Annotated in this window: 18 protein-coding genes; all 18 read left to right on the top strand. The window is 32.8% G+C overall.

Translation table 11 applies throughout. The features are described 5' to 3' along the window. Window positions 1–5 precede the first annotated feature (5 nt). From lhgO to gmd, 18 genes are read left to right on the top strand one after another with little or no spacing between them, the layout of a single operon-like run. Entirely contained in the window at window positions 6–1208 is a 1203-nt protein-coding gene (gene lhgO, locus AC07XU_RS03170) for an L-2-hydroxyglutarate oxidase (RefSeq protein WP_494942169.1), read from the top strand. A gap of 3 nt (window positions 1209–1211) precedes the next feature. Further along, entirely contained in the window at window positions 1212–2345 is a 1134-nt protein-coding gene (locus tag AC07XU_RS03165; RefSeq protein ID WP_494942168.1) for a DegT/DnrJ/EryC1/StrS family aminotransferase, read from the top strand. Beyond that, a complete protein-coding gene (locus AC07XU_RS03160) occupies window positions 2335–2916 on the top strand; it encodes an acyltransferase (protein WP_494942167.1) in 582 nt (193 codons plus the stop codon). Before AC07XU_RS03165 ends, AC07XU_RS03160 begins: the two co-directional genes overlap by 11 nt. Then, window positions 2916–3956 (top strand): Gfo/Idh/MocA family protein, encoded by a 1041-nt coding sequence (locus AC07XU_RS03155; protein WP_494942166.1) that lies wholly within the window; start codon window positions 2916–2918, stop codon window positions 3954–3956. Before AC07XU_RS03160 ends, AC07XU_RS03155 begins: the two co-directional genes overlap by 1 nt. Window positions 3957–3974: 18 nt before the next feature. Continuing rightward, window positions 3975–5249: a lipopolysaccharide biosynthesis protein gene (locus AC07XU_RS03150; protein ID WP_494942165.1), complete on the top strand. Its 1275-nt coding sequence runs from the start codon at window positions 3975–3977 to the stop codon at window positions 5247–5249. Continuing rightward, window positions 5246–5881 (top strand): acyltransferase, encoded by a 636-nt coding sequence (locus tag AC07XU_RS03145; RefSeq protein WP_494942164.1) that lies wholly within the window; start codon window positions 5246–5248, stop codon window positions 5879–5881. Before AC07XU_RS03150 ends, AC07XU_RS03145 begins: the two co-directional genes overlap by 4 nt. 42 nt (window positions 5882–5923) lie before the next feature. Then, entirely contained in the window at window positions 5924–6994 is a 1071-nt protein-coding gene (gene wecB, locus AC07XU_RS03140; protein WP_494942163.1) for a non-hydrolyzing UDP-N-acetylglucosamine 2-epimerase, read from the top strand. Window positions 6995–7021: 27 nt separating this feature from the next. After that, window positions 7022–7645 (top strand): imidazole glycerol phosphate synthase subunit HisH, encoded by a 624-nt coding sequence (hisH, locus tag AC07XU_RS03135; protein ID WP_494942162.1) that lies wholly within the window; start codon window positions 7022–7024, stop codon window positions 7643–7645. Next, window positions 7646–8413: an AglZ/HisF2 family acetamidino modification protein gene (locus AC07XU_RS03130; RefSeq protein ID WP_494942161.1), complete on the top strand. Its 768-nt coding sequence runs from the start codon at window positions 7646–7648 to the stop codon at window positions 8411–8413. A 6-nt stretch (window positions 8414–8419) separates the two neighbouring features. Beyond that, window positions 8420–9538: an N-acetyl sugar amidotransferase gene (locus AC07XU_RS03125; protein ID WP_494942160.1), complete on the top strand. Its 1119-nt coding sequence runs from the start codon at window positions 8420–8422 to the stop codon at window positions 9536–9538. Window positions 9539–9564: 26 nt separating this feature from the next. Continuing rightward, window positions 9565–10785, top strand: coding sequence for a glycosyltransferase (locus AC07XU_RS03120; RefSeq protein ID WP_494942159.1), 1221 nt, complete (start codon window positions 9565–9567; stop codon window positions 10783–10785). Between the two features lie 47 nt (window positions 10786–10832). Then, the gene (locus tag AC07XU_RS03115) at window positions 10833–11426 is read left to right on the top strand and encodes an acyltransferase (protein ID WP_494942158.1); all 594 of its coding nucleotides are present in this window, start codon (window positions 10833–10835) and stop codon (window positions 11424–11426) included. A 23-nt stretch (window positions 11427–11449) separates the two neighbouring features. Next, window positions 11450–12535 carry a hypothetical protein gene (locus tag AC07XU_RS03110; protein WP_494942157.1) on the top strand — a complete coding sequence of 362 codons (1086 nt, stop codon included), beginning with the start codon at window positions 11450–11452 and terminating at the stop codon, window positions 12533–12535. 6 nt (window positions 12536–12541) lie between these two features. Then, entirely contained in the window at window positions 12542–13657 is a 1116-nt protein-coding gene (locus tag AC07XU_RS03105; protein ID WP_494942156.1) for a glycosyltransferase family 4 protein, read from the top strand. Window positions 13658–13660: 3 nt separating this feature from the next. Continuing rightward, window positions 13661–14656 carry an NAD-dependent epimerase/dehydratase family protein gene (locus AC07XU_RS03100; protein ID WP_494942155.1) on the top strand — a complete coding sequence of 332 codons (996 nt, stop codon included), beginning with the start codon at window positions 13661–13663 and terminating at the stop codon, window positions 14654–14656. Window positions 14657–14690: 34 nt separating this feature from the next. Then, window positions 14691–15431 carry a WecB/TagA/CpsF family glycosyltransferase gene (locus tag AC07XU_RS03095; RefSeq protein WP_494942154.1) on the top strand — a complete coding sequence of 247 codons (741 nt, stop codon included), beginning with the start codon at window positions 14691–14693 and terminating at the stop codon, window positions 15429–15431. Window positions 15432–15437: 6 nt separating this feature from the next. Continuing rightward, window positions 15438–16343: an NAD-dependent epimerase/dehydratase family protein gene (locus tag AC07XU_RS03090; RefSeq protein WP_494942153.1), complete on the top strand. Its 906-nt coding sequence runs from the start codon at window positions 15438–15440 to the stop codon at window positions 16341–16343. Between the two features lie 21 nt (window positions 16344–16364). After that, window positions 16365–17492, top strand: a complete 1128-nt coding sequence (gene gmd, locus AC07XU_RS03085) for a GDP-mannose 4,6-dehydratase (protein WP_494942152.1) — start codon at window positions 16365–16367, stop codon at window positions 17490–17492. Window positions 17493–17532 lie beyond the last annotated feature (40 nt).

The following is a 17532-nucleotide window of genomic DNA, read 5'->3' as shown; positions in this document are numbered from 1 at the left end:
TAAAAATGATATCAACTCAAAAATATGATGTAATTGTTATTGGAGCGGGTATCGTTGGGCTATCCACGGCCTATCAGTTGAAGGTGAGCCAACCTAATCTAAAGGTTTTAATAATTGACAAAGAAGATGGTGTTTCTAAACATCAATCTGGCCATAATAGTGGGGTAATACATAGTGGCATTTATTATAAACCTGGTAGTTTAAAAGCACAGAACTGTATTGCTGGATACAAATCAATAATGCATTTTGCCGAGCAACATGAAATTCCTTATGACATTTGTGGTAAAATAATAGTAGCCACAGAAAAAAAGGATTTAGTCGGATTAAATAACATTTACCAAAGAGGCTTAGCTAATAAATTAGAAGGTTTACGGAAGCTTTCTGCGTCTGAAAGTAGAGAGATTGAACCTCATTGTGCTGCTTTAGAAGCAATATATGTGCCTCAAACAGGTATTATAGATTATCCGAAAATGTCTATCAAAATATTACAATTATTTAATGAATTGGGTGGAGATGAGGTATTTGGTGAAAAGGTTATTAGAATACAACAAAATAGTGGAGAAATTGTTGTTGAAACTAATGGAAATGCCTACAGAACACACAAACTAGTAAGTTGTGCTGGTCTATTCTCAGATCGGATTTCCTCATTAACAGAAGATGAAAATAACTTGAGAATTATTCCTTTTAGAGGCGAATATTATAAGTTAAAGCCTGAGAAAGAAAGTCTTGTTAAACATTTAATATATCCGGTACCAAATCCAGAGTTTCCATTTTTAGGGGTCCATTTTACAAGGATGATTGGTGGGGGCATAGAGGCTGGTCCAAACGCAGTTTTAGCATTTAAGAGAGAAGGCTATAAGTTTACTGACTTTAGCTTAAAAGATATGAGTCAAACCTTAAGTTGGCCCGGCTTTTGGAAAGTTGTAGCCAAGTATGGGCAAACAGGAATTGGAGAAATTTATCGATCACTTTCTAAAGCTGCTTTTACTCGGTCTTTGCAAAAATTAATTCCTGAAATTAAACAAGATGATTTAGTAGAGGGGGGTGCAGGTGTAAGGGCTCAAGCTTGCGATAAGAAAGGAAATTTGATTGATGATTTTAATATTTTACAAAATGGTAATATTGTACATGTTAGAAATGCACCTTCTCCTGCAGCAACCTCAGCATTAGCAATTGGTAAATTAATAAGTGAAAAAATTCTAAATTAAAATATGAAAGAAGCCATCCAAATGGTAGACCTAAAAGGTCAATATTTGAAAATTAAAGATGAAATTGATGCGGCTATCCAACATTGTATTGATACAACTGCATTTATTAACGGTCCTCAAGTTGGAGTGTTTAAAGCTAGTTTAGCGACATATTTAAATGTTAAACACCTTATCCCTTGTGCAAATGGAACAGATGCTTTACAAATTGCCTTAATGGCATTAGAACTAGAGCCTGGTGATGAAGTAATTGTGCCATCTTTTACTTACGTAGCGACAACCGAGGTAATTGCTTTACTTGGCCTTGTACCAGTAATGGTTGATGTAGATCCAAATACTTTTAACATAACAGCTGATCTTATTAAAACAGCAATTACTAATAAAACTAAGGTAATTGTTCCTGTTCATTTATTTGGGCAAAGTGCCAATATGGAAGAGATAATGGCTTTAGCAAATGAACATAATTTATTCGTAATTGAAGACAATGCTCAGGCTATTGGTGCAGAATATACTTTTGCAGATGGTAGAAAAGTAAAGGCTGGTACAATTGGTCATATAGGTACTACTTCATTCTTTCCTTCTAAAAACTTAGGTTGTTATGGTGATGGCGGAGCTATTTGTACAAATGATGATAAATTGGGGGCCAAAATTCAAATGATGGCAAACCATGGTCAGGTAAAGAAATATGTGCACAAATATATTGGAGTCAATTCTAGGTTAGATACATTGCAAGCTGGTATATTAAATGTGAAGTTAAAATACCTTGATCAATATTCTAGAGCAAGAGGTGCAGCGGCTTCTTATTACGACCGGGGTTTAGCTAACCTTGATGGCATCCAAACGCCTGTAAGAAATCCTCAATCAACCCATGTTTTTCACCAATATACTATATTGGTTAAAAACGGTAGAAGAGATGAGCTAAAAAAATTCTTAGAAGATCAAGGTATACCGGCAATGATTTATTACCCGATCCCTTTAAATGAGCAAGAAGCTTTTAAAAATATCAGTAGAGTTATTGGCGATCTTGAGATTTCAACCAGGTTATGCCAATCCGTGTTGTCATTACCGATACATACAGAAATGAAAGAGAATGTTCAAGATTACATCATCAATACCATCAAACAATTTTATGGAAATTAAAAACTATAAAGCTCACGAAACTGCTGTTATTGATGAAGGTTGTGTAATTGGAGACGGTGTCAGCATTTGGCACTTTTCACATATCATGCCAAATTGTATGATTGGAGAAAAATGCAACATTGGTCAAAATGTTGTGATTTCACCAGGTGTAACTTTAGGTAAGAATGTTAAAGTGCAAAATAATGTTTCAATTTATACAGGTGTAATTTGTGATGACGATGTATTTTTGGGTCCATCTATGGTGTTTACCAATGTAATAAACCCTCGTAGCGCTATTAATCGTAAAGATCAATATGCCAAAACACATGTAGGCAAAGGTGCATCTATTGGCGCAAATGCAACTATTGTATGTGGGCATGATATTGGCGCCTATGCTTTTATTGGTGCCGGTGCAGTGGTTACTAAAACTGTTCCTGATTTTGCTTTGGTTGTAGGCAATCCAGCGAAGCAAATTGGCTGGGTTGGTGAATATGGGCATCGATTAGAATTTAATGCAAATGGAATAGCTGTTTGCGTAGAAAGTAAACAAGAATATAAACTACAAAATAATACCGTTAAAAGGTTTAAATAATGGGGAGTAATAAAAAAATAAAATTTGCTGTAATTGGCTGCGGTCATATTGGTAAAAGACACGCCAGTATGATACAAGGGAATGAAGATTGTGAATTAGTAGCCTTATGCGATACAAGGCTTAAATCTGAATTAGGTATAGAGGCCTATTCGGAAGCGACCTTATTTTCTTCCGTTGATGACCTCCTTAATTCTAATTTAGAATTTGATGTGGTCTCAATCGCTACGCCAAATGGTTTCCACGAAGAACAGGCTTTAAAAGCGCTGGATAGAAACTGCCATGTGGTGGTAGAAAAACCGATGGCTTTAACCAAAGCAGGATGCGAAAAGGTAATCTTCAAAGCACTTCATAAACATAAGCAGGTTTTCTGCGTAATGCAAAATAGATATTCTCCACCTTCTGAATGGTTAAAAGGTATTTTGGAACAGGGTATCTTAGGTAAAATTTTCATGGTACAGATTAATTGTTATTGGAATCGTGACGATCGTTACTATAAGCCTGATCCAAAAACTGGCAAACCAAGTACATGGCATGGTACAAAGGCTTTAGATGGAGGTACGTTATTTACCCAATTTTCGCACTTTATCGATTTGATGTATTGGTACTTTGGTGATATCAAAAATATTGATGCTAGGTTAAATGATTTTACGCATCATAATACTACTGATTTTGAAGATTCAGGTTTTGTAAGTTTCGATTTTGTAGATGGTGGTATGGGTAGTTTAAATTACTCAACTGCGATTTGGGATAAAAATTTAGAAAGCTCAATTACTGTAATTGCAGAAAATGGATCATTAAAGGTAGGTGGCCAGTACATGAATGAGGTAGAGTATTGTCATATTAAGAATTATGAGATGCCCGTTTTAAAGGCTAGCAATCCCCCTAACGATTATGGACCTTATAAAGGTTCTGCAGCTAATCACCATTATATCTATGAAAATATTGTTGATGTAATTAATGGTCAGGGTAACATCACAACCAATGCATTAGAAGGGCTTAAAGTTGTAGACATAATTGAAAGAATATATCAGAATGCATAGTAGTCTTAAAAGATCAGAATGAAAATGGTTGAATATGATAAAAATATTCTAAAGCTGTTTACTGGAACAGCTATGGCTCAAGCCATAGCTTTTCTTGTTGTTCCTTTGATTGCAAAACAGTATGGTCCTGAACAGTATGGGATTTATGCTGGATTTCTAGCTTCAATTACAATTCTTAGCATCCTAACTACTGGTAAATATGAACTTGCAATAATGCTCCCAGATGATAAAAGAGAAGTAATTACATTAATGCAATTATGCAATTGGATTAATCTTTTAATATGTGGACTGATTAGCTTAATTATTATTTTTTCGCCCCTTTATTTTTTGAATTGGGCATTTGGAATCGAACAAGGTGATCGATTCATTTTTATGATAATCCCATTAGCTACTTTTCTTTTGGGATCATTTCAGGTATTAAATTATTGGTTTGTAAGGGAAAAAATGTTTACAATACTCTCTTTAAATAAAATTTTAAGAAGTTTCTTATTTGGAGTTTTTGCTCTTACTTTTGGTTTTTTTTGGCCGCAAGCTTTGTTGTTAGCTGTTGGACTAACGTTAAGCCATCTTTTTTCAAATCTTTTTTTGAGACAAAAAATTAAAGGTTTTAGCTTGAGACCAACATTTTTATTGAATAAAGAAGAGAGACTTAATTTTAAAGAAGTAGGTAAAAAATATAGTAAGTTTCCTACTTATATTTTACCAGCTGAACTGATGAATGTTGTATGTGCTCAATTACCTGTGTTTGTATTTTTGTGGGCTTTTAATCCTAAAGATTCGGGATATTTTTCGTTTATTTTAACTTTACTAAATATTCCAATTTCTCTTCTTGCTGGAGCCATCCTTGATGTTTTTAAAGAAAAAGCTTCAAAGGATTACCGGGAAACCGGAAGTTGTAGAGAAGCCTATATGAGTACATTCAAAAAAATGTTAATTATATCTGTATTTCCATTTATATTATTATATTTTTTTGGGAATGATGCTATAGTTTTATTGTTTGGAGATCAGTGGGCACCAGCTGGTAAATTTCTAAATATTTTGCTTTTAATGTTTTTTTTCAAATTCATCTCTAGTCCTCTGAGTTTTATTTTTTATATCGTTAATAAGCAAAGGGAAGATTTTATATGGCATATTTATATTTTGGCTACTACTCTTCTTGTTTTATATATAGGAGCAGTAATTTATAAAGATATATTATTTACTATTAAGCTTTATAGTATTAATTTTTCTATTATTTACCTTATTTACCTAGTACGATCATTTCAGCTTTCAAAACAAAAATCTACTATATGAGTTTTATAAGAAATACAGTCAAAGGAATTTATTGGGGTATTATTAAGTTCATCCCGTTTACGAGATGTATATATGAGACAAGGAATACCCAAACTCCTATTAGTTTTAGATACCTATTCTTTCAAAAAATCTTAGGATTTAATAGAGGTGCATATTGGCAAGTGCATTTCACCAGTATTATTACCTATCCACGTAATGTTGTTGCAGGAATAGAAACGTCGCCCGGGATGATGCCAGGATGCTACATACAAGGAATGGGTAAAGTATTTATTGGGGATTATACACAACTAGCTGCAAATGTTGGTATTATAAGTAGTAACCATGATCTTTATGACACTTCTAAGCATGAGGAAAGTACGGTTAGAATTGGAAGATACTGCTGGGTAGGGATGAATTGTGTTATACTGCCAAAAGTTGAGTTAGGCGATTTTACCATAGTTGGTGCAGGCTCGGTAGTAACAAAATCTTTCCCTGATGGATATTGTGTAATTGCAGGTAATCCTGCAAAAGTCATTAAATTATTAGATAAGGAGAAATGTATAGGATATGAAAGCCCTTATAAATATAACGGCTATATTCCACACCATAAATTTGAAAAATTTAAAAAAGAGAAACTATATATTTCAGAGTAAAAAGCTGCTTAATTACCAATCAAAAATATTGTATTATAACATATGAAAATTTGCACAATAATTGGCGCTCGCCCACAATTTATAAAGGCTGCTGTTGTATCGAGGGTTATTGAAGAAACGGCAGGTGTTGAAGAAGTCTTAATTCATACTGGACAACATTTCGATGCAAATATGTCGGACGTGTTCTTCGAGGAATTAAACATTCGAAAGCCAGATCATCAGTTGAAAATTGGTGGAGGAACGCATGGACAGAATACTGGTCGCATGATTGAATCAATCGAGACAGTGCTTTTAGCTGAGAAGCCAGACTGGGTTTTGGTATATGGCGATACAGATTCTACTTTAGCAGGCGCTTTGGCGGCTGTTAAACTTCATATTCCAATTGCACACGTTGAAGCAGGTCTAAGATCTTATAACAGACGGATGCCCGAAGAAATTAATCGTGTACTTACCGATCATGCAGCTAACTTGTTATTTGCACCTACAGATACGGCTGTTAATAACTTAAAAAATGAAGGAATAGAATCTGTTAAAGTTCATCAAGTTGGTGATGTAATGTATGACGCCACGCTATATTATCGTGAAAGTGCTAAACGTCCATCTTCAATTAAAGGGATAGAGGATAAATTCATATTATGTACTATACATAGGGCAGAAAATACAGATGATTTAACAAGGTTAACAAGAATTTTAGATGGGTTAAATCTAATTGCTGAAGAACATACCATTATCTTGCCCGTTCACCCAAGAACAGCAGGCGTGATAAAAAAAATGTCCTCACTAAAGTTAAATGATAATATTCAAATCATAGATCCAGTAGGCTTTTTGGAGATGCATTGGTTATTACAACATTGTTCTGTAGTAATGACAGATAGTGGTGGCGTACAAAAGGAGGCTTTCTTTCATCGTAAGCCTTGTGTAACTCTTCGAGATGAAACAGAATGGGTAGAATTAGTGGAAGCTGGCGTGAATGTATTAGCCGCTCCAGGAAGTGCCGATATTGTTCTAGCATTAAAATCGATGATTGGGTTAAAAATTGAAGAAAAGCTGAATTTATATGGTGATGGTCAGACTGGTAAGAGATTACTTGAAATAATCATGGTTAAGAAATAATTGACTACTTTTGTTGATTAGTTTAAAATGAAAGAAACGAAAATATACATACCAAACCTTTCTCTTGGTAATACCAAGTCGGTTGTGAATATGATTAATCGTCTAGGGGGTGACGTAATTATAGCAAATACGCCCAAAGAACTATTAGAAGCACAGAAAATTATTCTGCCTGGAGTTGGTTCTTTTGATGTTGGAATGCAAGAATTGAATGATGGTAAATGGATTGAAGTGTTGAATAAAAAAGTTCTTAATGATAAAATTCCAATATTAGGTATTTGTTTAGGTATGCAATTTTTCTTTGATAGTAGTGAAGAAGGAGTATTACCCGGTCTTAGTTGGATTCCAGGCAAATTAAAACGATTTGTTTCTAATGAGGAAAATCCAATAAAAATTCCTCATATGGGATGGAATGCTGTTAAAGTGTGTAAATCAGGAGGGTTGATACCTCAACAAGAAGAGGAATTACGATATTATTTTGTTCATTCATACCATGCTATTTGTGCTAATAGCGATGATGTAATTGCGACTGCATATCATGGATCAGATATTACAGCGGCTGTACAGCATGATAATATTTATGGTTTCCAATTTCATCCTGAAAAAAGTCATAGGTTTGGTATGGATTTGTTAAAAACTTTTTTATCTGTTTAAATGCTTAAACATAGAGTAATTCCCGCATTATTACTTAACCAACATGGTGGTCTTGTAAAAACTACAAAATTTTTAAATCCCAAATATATTGGAGATCCACTTAACGCAATAAGGATTTTTAATACCAAGGAGGTAGATGAGTTAATGGTTTTAGATATCGAGGCAAGTAAATTGCAACGTGAACCAAACTATTCATTGATTGAACAATTTGCAGGTGAGTGTTTTATGCCTCTGTGCTATGGTGGAGGAATTCGAACCATTGATCAGGCATATAAGATATTTAAGCTAGGAGTTGAAAAAATTTGCCTACAAACAGCCGTTCTAGATGATCTTGATCTTGTAAAAGGTTTGGTTGACCGCTTTGGAAGTTCCGCAATTGTATTATCGGTTGATGTTAAAAAGGATTGGCTGCAAAGGCCTAAACTTTATAAATCTTCTAGCAATCAGAATAGCAATAAAAATTGGTTATCCTATATAAAGGAAGCTGTTGAGGCGGGAGCTGGAGAAATTTTGCTAAATGCGGTAGACCGTGATGGCACTTTACAAGGCGCTGATTTAGCATTGATAGAACAAGCAAGTAAAGAGATATCGGTACCTCTAATAGCAATAGGTGGAATTGGTAGCTTAAAAGATATAAAAGATGCTGTTACTGCGGGGGCAAGTGCAGTAGCAGCTGGGGCTTTCTTTGTATTTCATGGCCCTCATCGTGCTGTGCTGATTACTTATCCGCAATATCAAGAATTACTAACTTTATTTAATACAAAATAACAAAATATGGCAAGAGTTTACGAAATATGTACAAGATGTGTAATGGATACTTCAGATCCAGCAATTGTATTTGATGAGCAAGGAGTATGTAACCATTGTCATACACATGATTTACAAATTAAGCGAAAAGTAGTTTCTGGAGAAGAGGGGGAAAGAAAACTTCATGAAATTGTAGCTAAAATTAAAGAACAAAATAAAAACAACGACTACGATTGTGTCATTGGGGTTAGTGGTGGAGTAGACAGTACATATGTAGCATATAAAGTTAAGCAGCTAGGTTTAAGGCCTTTAGCTGTACATCTTGACAATGGTTGGGATTCTGAATTAGCAATTAAAAATGTTGAAAATATATGTAGAAAACTTGAAATCGATTTACATACCATTGTATTAGACTGGAATGAATTTAGAGATCTTCAAATTTCCTTTTTAAAGGCATCTACACCTGACTCAGAAATTCCTAGTGATCATGCTATAGTGGTTTCGATGCTTAAAACAGCTAAAATGATTAATGTAAACCATATTCTTACAGGTTATAATGTGAAAACTGAAACACACTTGCCAGCAGAATGGTCACAAGGTCACTTCGATTGGGGATATATTAAGAATATTCATAAGCAATTTGGTAAAGTTAAATTGAAAACTTTTCCTCATTTGAATCTGATGCACTTCCTTTTCCCTCCATATAGCAAGAAATTCATTAACATACTCGATTATATAGATTTTTCTAAAAAAGATGCGATGCCAATTTTAGAAAAGGAAATTGGATGGAGATATTATGGTGGAAAACATTACGAATCAATTTATACAAGATGGTTTCAAGGATATTGGTTGCCAACAAAATTTGGATATGATAAACGTAGATCTCACTTATCAAGTGTAGTTTGCTCTGGAGAAATGACAAGAGAGGATGCAATTGAAGAATTAAAAAAATCTACTTATCCAGAGGAATTGCAAAGGGAAGATACCGCATATGTTTTAAAGAAATTTGATTTAACAAAAGATCAGTTAGATGAAATCATGAATTTGCCAAAAAAATCATATTGGGACTATGCTCCTTATGGTAGAATTTATAGAACATTTTTATATCGCTTGCTTAGGAAAATGTATAGGTCACTTAAAAAATAACTGCTGGATAAAAAATAAGAGACCTTATGAAAAAAATAATTATGCTTGCAACTTATTTCCCTCCTGCTGGTGGAATAAGTACTTTTCGCATTACCAAATTCGTTAAATTTTTACCAAAATTTGGATGTGAGCCTGTTGTTCTTACAGTAAATGAAGATTCATATAAAGAGAGTAATTTTTTAATTGATACTAGTCTACTTAAAGATGTTCCTGCAGATTTAACTATTTACAGGACTAAAATAGGGGGTAAAGCATTTGTACTTAAGGGTTTGCTTAATGGATTGCCAACAAGGTGGTTGCGTCCACTATTTTATAATATTGGTTCAATCATTAAAAAAGAGAAACCAGCCCTTTTATTTGCAACAGGTGATCCATTTTTTCCATTGCTCGTGGCTCCATTTGCAAAACGTTTTTACGGATTAAATTATGTAATTGATTTGCGTGACCCTTGGAAATTGGCAGTAATTGATAACCCATTAAAGGGAATTAAAGGGAAGATATTTGCTCCATTAAATAATTTTCTTGAACCAATTGTCTTGAAAAGTGCATCGAAGGTTATTGTTGTTTCGGAAAAAATGGCTCAAGACTACAGAGAAGCTTATCCAATGCGCTCTCCCAATGATTTTGTCGTTATTCCAAATGGATATGATCCAGATGATTACGACCCAATTCCGCCAAAGAAATTTGAAGATTTCACAATAGTTTATGCCGGAAAATTTTTAACAGGAAAGTCATTCCGAGATCCAAGCTATTTTTTTAAAGCAATTAAATTACTTAAAGATAGGGGTATACGTGTTGTATTTAAGTACGTTGGTGAAATGAATCCAGAAGTAACAAAAATAGCTCAAGAAATTGGAATTTTGGATCAATTTGAAGGAGTTGGTTACAAGCCCTATCTTGATACTATTGCACATATGAAGGGGTCAGATTTACTTCTTTTAATAGGTAGTGGACAAGAAACAGAACAAACAGGTAAAATCTTTGACTACTTGGGAAGCAAAAGACCAATCTTGGCTTTGGCTGCGCAAAAGGGAGGGATTGCTGATGTAGTAAATGGTATTGAGCAAATTACCTTAATAGAGAATAAAGATCCAAATATGATTGCTAATGCAATTGAAAAGATTTATAATTCAAGAAGTAATCTGCCTGTAGAAAGGACAAATATTTCCAAATATCTAAGAGAAAGCCTTACCGGTCAATTAGTAAAAGTATTTGAAGATGTTATTAATAGCACAATTAAAAATTAAGTGCTACAGAAAGAAAATAATCAAACTAAAATTGCGATGAAATTTTCATGATAAAATTTATTTTTAAGACAATCAGAAACATTTATATTCTTTTTATAACGATACTTGCACTACCATTTGCTTCGGTATTTTTTATAGCAGGTAGGTTAGCAATCTATGTAGGTGCATATTCTGAAGTATCGATCATTGCCTCAAAAATACCTTTTCTATTTGGGCAAAAGGTGCGTTATTACTATTATAAAGCTACCTTAGCTAAACTTGGGGAGGCAGTTATTTTTAAGTATGGTAGTTTTTGTCAATATCATACAGCAAGAATTGGCGATAGAGTATTATTTGGCTACTTTAATACAATAGGAGAAATAGATATGGGGAATGATGTGGTAATTGGTGGATATGTCAATTTCATAAGTGGTACCACACAGCATTCATTTGAAGATCAAAATCAAACCATAAGCAATCAAAAAGCAGCAGGAAGATCAATGATTACCATTGGGTCTGATGTTTGGATAGGGAGTAACTCAGTAATTGCCTCAAATGTAGGTAGCAGGTGTGTAATTGGAGCCGGTAGTGTTTTGGTTAAGCCCGCGGAAGACCAGAGTGTTTATGTTGGAAATCCAGCTAAACTGATTAAGAAAATATAAACACTAGCAAAAGGAAAACTGTAATGTTATTTAGATTTATTTTAGTTAATATTTTTTCTTTTATTAAAAGATTTTTTGCTTTTAATGCAACTATATACAATACCATTGTTTTTATCCCTCTTCTAACAGTATTAACTCCTAAGATCTCGAAGAAATCAATACTGTTTGTGTTCCTTTTTTCAATATTGCTTATAATTACAGGAAATATTGAAGCTTATGGCAAATTTATAATGTACTTTTTACTTCTTCTTGGTATACCGATGTTTAGGCAAGTAAGTTTTGAAGAATTGCTAAATAAAACATTTCCATTTTTCATATTAGTTTCATTGTATGGGATTTCACAAAAATTATTTGGCTATACTTCAATTGAGATCAATTGGATCCAATCAGGACTAAGTTTCGCAGATGAGAGAGAGTTCATTTCTGATGATATTAGACCTTTTTCAACATTTGCAAGTATGCCTGAGTTTACCTTTTTTATATCAATATACTTATATCACTTTTCTGTTCAAAAAAAAAAATTATTAATAATTTTTGCATTCTTTATGCTCTATTTGGCTGGTTCTAGAGGTGTATTTATTTCAACCTTGGTAGCATATTTTTTCGTATTTATCTGCGGAAAAAGCAATAGGAACTATCTCATATTATCTTTTTTTACATCATTATTGTTATTTCTGTTTTTAGTGTTTGTTTTTCCAATTCTTTTTAGTTCAGATAATGAGAGTTCGCGTATGCTTGCTTATGGAACATTTAATGGGAGGGTTGAATTATTAGAGAGAGTATTGTCTGAAGGATCGCTAACAAATTTATTTACTGGATTAGATTTAACTGGTTTGGATTTAGAAAATACTTTTGATAATTTATATTTTATGCTAATTGCCCATTTTGGAGTTTTTGGTGCTATATATTTTATATACTTTTTTTTAAAACAGAAAATTGATAAAAAGAGTTTTTATTTTTTTAGCATTTTTCTTGGGTACGGCTTTTATGCTGATATGGTATTTAGTTATTACCTGATGTTTCTAGTCTTTTTTGCTATCTATTCCCGTAGTAATTTAATAAATGTAGAAAGTAAGATTAACGAATCTTTAAATACAACCCCCAATTAAACTATTATGCAACGTAAAAAAAGAATTCTAGTGCTTGGACAAACCCCACCTCCATATGGAGGTCAGGCGTTAATGCTTCAAACACTTTTAGATGGAAAATATGAAAATGCTGATTTGTTTCATGTTAGGCTAGAATTTTCAAGGGATTTTGATGATATGGGAAGCTTCAAACTATACAAGTTTTGGAGTTTGTTTAAAGCAATAATTTTAACTTGGTTCTATAGGTTTTACTATGGTGCTAATATCCTATATTACGGTCCAGCAGGCCCTAATAAGTTAGGAATGTATAGAGATATTTTGCTGTTAGCTCCAATAAGATTCATTTTTAAGAAAACAATAATCCATACACACGCAGGCGGATCTAGTAGGCTTTATAAGAATCTTAACCCAATTGCGAAATTATTGTATAGAATGGCCTTCTTTAATCCAGATATATTGATTACCTTAACGGGATACAGCCATGGTGATGAGCTTGTAATGAAAGCCAAAAAGCTTTTCGTTGTACCCAATGGTATAAAGGACGAATATCCGTTATATGTAGAAAAATTAGGGATTCAAAATAATAATAATAGGCTCAATTTGGTGTATGTTGGAGCCATGTATGAGGAAAGAGGCATGATTGAATTAATAGAATCCGTTTATATACTAAAACAGAAGAATATTAATTTTTGTCTTCAATTGGTGGGCATATTTATCGATTCATCATTTAAAGAGGAGATTAATTTGCTAATCAAACATTATGAATTAGAAGATAATGTTTCCTTTTTAGGAACGAAAATTAATAATGAAAAATGGCAAATTTTTGGAGAAGCCGATATTTTTTGTTTCCCTACTCGTGTACCATCTGAAACCTTTGGAATTGTTTTAGTAGAAGCTATGCAATTTAAAGTTCCTATTGTTGCGGCAAGATGGAATGGAATACCTTTTGTAGTGGATGATCAAAAAAATGGTTTATTAGTAAATCCAAATGATGCTGTTGATTTAGCTTCAAAATTGGAAATATTAATTAATGATCCAAACTTGAGATTAATGCTTGGTAATAATGGAAGGAAAAAATTTGAAGAAAATTATTCAATTGAAACCTTCTTGAGAAATATGGATAAAGTTTTTAGTGAAGTATAAAATATGAAATTGATAATAACTGGAGGTTCTGGGTTTATAGGAACTAATTTGATTGAATTGTTGCTTAAAAATAATATAAATGAATTTATTAATGTTGATAAGCAAAAACCGCTCAATTCAGATCACAATGAATTTTGGGTTAGCTGTAATATACTTGATAAGGATAAGTTGTTAGAGATTTTTTCTAGTTATGGCCCTACTCATATTGTTCATCTTGCGGCTAAAACCGATACTGCAAGTAATAAATTGGCAGATTATTTTGAAAATACTGATGGAACAGCCAGTATAATTGAGGCTATAGAAAAAACAAATACAATTGTGCATTCAATTATTACTTCAACACAGTACGTGTATAAATCTAAAGAAAATCAAATTCCTGTCAGAGATAATGATTATTTGCCACATACTGCTTATGGTTGTAGTAAAAAGATAACAGAAGAGCTAACTCGTAATTCCAAAATGAATGCATGGACAATTATTCGTCCAACAAATGTATGGGGACCTTGGAATATGCGTTATCCTAATGAACTTTTTAGAATAATTGATAAGGGATGGTATTTTCACCCTGGGAAAACAAATCCTGTAAAATCTTATGCATATGTAAAAAACGTTGTTCATCAAATATTTAAAATTCTCCAATCAGATCTTTCAGTTGTAAATCATCAGACATATTATGTTGGAGATGAGCCAATGAGCTCTCTTAAATGGATAAATTCATTTTCTAAAGAATTAACTGGCAATACTGTTAAGTCATTCCCAATATTTTTATTGCATTTAGTGTCTTTTGGTGGAGATATACTTAAAAAAATCAAAATACCATTTCCTCTGCATTCAGAAAGGTTTAGTAATATGTTAGATAATTATGAAACGCCTATGAAAAAAACAATCGATGCTTTTGGCTTATCAAACCCAAATTTGGATGAGAATGTGAAAGAAACAATTAAGTGGCTTAAAAATGAGGGTAAGCCAAACTTTGAGTACTGGAGAAATAAATACTAATAAGTTTTTAATTGGATAATAAAGAGTAAATGTAATGCAAGAATATTTTAATGTTTCACTTGAATTTGATCATGATGTTTTTAAGGAGACCATAGAAGAGAGCTTAAAACTTAATAATAAAGGCTATGTATGCGTAGTGGATGCAAATGTTTTGACAATAGCTCAGAAAAATGAAAAATTCCGTGAAATTTTAAATAATTCAATGGTTAATACATGTGATGGCAGTTCTATTGCAATGTTAGCAGGTATGATTTACAAAAAGGATTATAGGGCATTAAATGGCCCTACAATATTTGCAAATTATATAGAAAAAAAATATACTCAGCTTTTATTGGGAAGTAATGAAAAAACATCAAATGAAATAAAAAAAATATTAGAAGATAAAGGTATCGATAGCAATCATTTATCAGTAATGCCATTGCCTTTTAAAGACGTTGATGATTTTGATTATGTTGAGATATCAAATTACATTAATACAATGAAACCTCAAATTATCTGGGTTTCATTGGGCGCCCCAAAGCAAGAAATGTTTATGGCCGCTTTATTACCTTATATAGATAGAGGTATAATGTTTGGTATTGGTGCAGCATTTAATTTTTACATAGGTAATATTGCTTTACCTGGTGCGAAAATAGGTGCTCTTAAGTTTATTTGGGTAAGTAGAGTTTTTAGTGAGCCAATGAAGCAATTGCCAAGAATATTACCATATATTAAACTTATGCCTAAGTTGTTCTTTCAAGAAAAAAGAAAATTAAAAAATAAAATAAAGAAATAAAATATTTTGAATATATTAATTACAGGTTCCAGTGGTTTTGTAGGTGTAAATTTAATTGCCTATCTAAAAAACAAAACCGAATTAAAACTCAAAACTGTAAGTAGGAAGGATTTGACTAACCTTCAAGATAATGATTTTTCCGAAAGTTCTGTAGTAGTCCATTTAGCTGGTAAAGCTCATGATCTTAAAAATACTTCAAATTCTGACGAGTATTACAAAGTGAATTTTGAGTTAACGAAGAATTTGTATGATGCTTTTTTAAAATCAGATGCAAAAAAATTCATTTTTATTAGTTCTGTAAAAGCAGCAGCTGATGAGGTACATGATGTATTGACTGAAATAGATAAACCCGATCCTCAAACCCATTATGGCAAATCGAAATTAATGGCTGAACAATATATTCAAAATCAAGCTTTGCCAATAGGTAAATCCTATTATATTTTAAGGCCGTGTATGATACATGGTCCAGGAAATAAGGGTAACTTAAACTTATTATATAAATTTGTTAAGAGAGGTGTGCCATATCCTTTAGCAGCATTTCATAATAAACGGTCGTTTTTAAGTGTAGAAAATTTGTGTTTCACGATAGCTACATTATTAGAAGTGAAAATTCCATCCGGAATTTACAATGTTGCAGATGACGATACATTATCTACTAATGAGGTAGTTGAAATATTAGCAAGTTCTATGGATAAAAGAGCTAAACTATGGGCAATTCCAACTAGTTTAATCATTGGTTTATCAAAAATAGGTGATCTTTTAAAATTACCGTTAAACACTGAAAGGTTGAATAAATTAACAGAAAATTACATTGTCAGCAATAAGAAAATAAAAGAAGCATTAAACTTATCTCTACCAATCACAACAAAAGATGGATTAAGTATTACAGCAAATTCATTTAAGGACGAGTAATTTAGTTACCATAAAATAAATATGAAAACAGCATTAATAACAGGCATAACAGGTCAAGATGGTGCCTACCTAGCAGATTTATTATTGAAAAAAGGATATGAAGTTCATGGCATCAAACGTCGTAGCTCTTTGTTTAACACAGACAGGATTGACCATTTATACCAAGATCCACACGAAAGTGATGTAAAGTTTAAATTGCATTATGGAGATTTAACCGATTCTACCAATCTGATTAGGATAGTACAAGAAGTACAGCCAGACGAAATTTATAATTTAGGTGCCATGAGCCACGTAAAGGTTTCTTTCGATTCTCCAGAATACGTTGCAAATGTAGATGGGATAGGTACGTTAAGGATATTAGAAGCGGTTAGAATTTTAGGTTTAGAACAGAAAACAAGAATTTATCAGGCCTCTACTTCTGAATTATATGGCGGCATGCCCGAAAATAAAAATGAAAAGGGATTTTATGATGAAAACTCACCTTTTTATCCTCGCTCACCTTACGGGGTAGCCAAGATCTATGGTTTTTGGATTACAAAAAACTATCGCGAAGCTTATAATATGTTTGCTTGTAATGGCATCTTGTTTAACCATGAAAGTCCGCTAAGGGGCGAAACATTTGTAACCCGTAAAATAACGAGAGCAACTTCTAAAATTGCGTTAGGCTTACAGGATAAATTGTTTTTGGGGAACCTAAATGCATTACGTGATTGGGGTCATGCCAAGGATTATGTGGAAGCGATGTGGTTAATTTTACAACAGGATATAGCTGAAGATTATGTAATTGCTACTGGTGTAACAACTACAGTGAGAGATTTTGTGAAATTGTCTTTTAAATATGTAGGGATTGAATTAGAATTTAAAGGAGAAGGTGTAGATGAAAAAGCTTATGTAGTTTCTTGTTCAAATCCAGATTATCAATTAGAGATTGGTAAAGAAGTAGTATCCGTAGATGCTTCTTATTTTAGGCCAACAGAAGTTGATTTGTTGATTGGTGATCCAACAAAATCAAAAACCCAATTAGGCTGGAAGCCAAAGTATGATTTAGCTGGCCTAGTTGAAGATATGATGACATCTGATGTAGAGCATTTTAAAAAGGAATTGATGTTAAAGACCGCTGGTTATAACGTTAAGAACCAATTTGAATAATAAGATATATAAGGAAGATTGTTTCGTCATTCTTCCTCGC

It is taken from the genome of Pedobacter sp. GW456-11-11-14-TSB4 (assembly GCF_059424425.1).
Note: the sequence above shows the minus strand (reverse complement) of the source record. Positions and strands in the feature narration are given on the sequence as shown.

Excerpts from the sequence above, each read along its gene's own strand:
- lhgO (WP_494942169.1), top strand. The coding sequence starts at position 6 with ATGATATCAACTCAAAAATATGATGTAATTGTTATTGGAGCGGGTATC.
- AC07XU_RS03165 (WP_494942168.1), top strand. The coding sequence starts at position 1,212 with ATGAAAGAAGCCATCCAAATGGTAGACCTAAAAGGTCAATATTTGAAA.
- AC07XU_RS03160 (WP_494942167.1), top strand. The coding sequence starts at position 2,335 with ATGGAAATTAAAAACTATAAAGCTCACGAAACTGCTGTTATTGATGAA.
- AC07XU_RS03155 (WP_494942166.1), top strand. The coding sequence starts at position 2,916 with ATGGGGAGTAATAAAAAAATAAAATTTGCTGTAATTGGCTGCGGTCAT.
- AC07XU_RS03150 (WP_494942165.1), top strand. The coding sequence starts at position 3,975 with ATGAAAATGGTTGAATATGATAAAAATATTCTAAAGCTGTTTACTGGA.
- AC07XU_RS03145 (WP_494942164.1), top strand. The coding sequence starts at position 5,246 with ATGAGTTTTATAAGAAATACAGTCAAAGGAATTTATTGGGGTATTATT.
- wecB (WP_494942163.1), top strand. The coding sequence starts at position 5,924 with ATGAAAATTTGCACAATAATTGGCGCTCGCCCACAATTTATAAAGGCT.
- hisH (WP_494942162.1), top strand. The coding sequence starts at position 7,022 with ATGAAAGAAACGAAAATATACATACCAAACCTTTCTCTTGGTAATACC.
- AC07XU_RS03130 (WP_494942161.1), top strand. The coding sequence starts at position 7,646 with ATGCTTAAACATAGAGTAATTCCCGCATTATTACTTAACCAACATGGT.
- AC07XU_RS03125 (WP_494942160.1), top strand. The coding sequence starts at position 8,420 with ATGGCAAGAGTTTACGAAATATGTACAAGATGTGTAATGGATACTTCA.
- AC07XU_RS03120 (WP_494942159.1), top strand. The coding sequence starts at position 9,565 with ATGAAAAAAATAATTATGCTTGCAACTTATTTCCCTCCTGCTGGTGGA.
- AC07XU_RS03115 (WP_494942158.1), top strand. The coding sequence starts at position 10,833 with ATGATAAAATTTATTTTTAAGACAATCAGAAACATTTATATTCTTTTT.
- AC07XU_RS03110 (WP_494942157.1), top strand. The coding sequence starts at position 11,450 with ATGTTATTTAGATTTATTTTAGTTAATATTTTTTCTTTTATTAAAAGA.
- AC07XU_RS03105 (WP_494942156.1), top strand. The coding sequence starts at position 12,542 with ATGCAACGTAAAAAAAGAATTCTAGTGCTTGGACAAACCCCACCTCCA.
- AC07XU_RS03100 (WP_494942155.1), top strand. The coding sequence starts at position 13,661 with ATGAAATTGATAATAACTGGAGGTTCTGGGTTTATAGGAACTAATTTG.
- AC07XU_RS03095 (WP_494942154.1), top strand. The coding sequence starts at position 14,691 with ATGCAAGAATATTTTAATGTTTCACTTGAATTTGATCATGATGTTTTT.
- gmd (WP_494942152.1), top strand. The coding sequence starts at position 16,365 with ATGAAAACAGCATTAATAACAGGCATAACAGGTCAAGATGGTGCCTAC.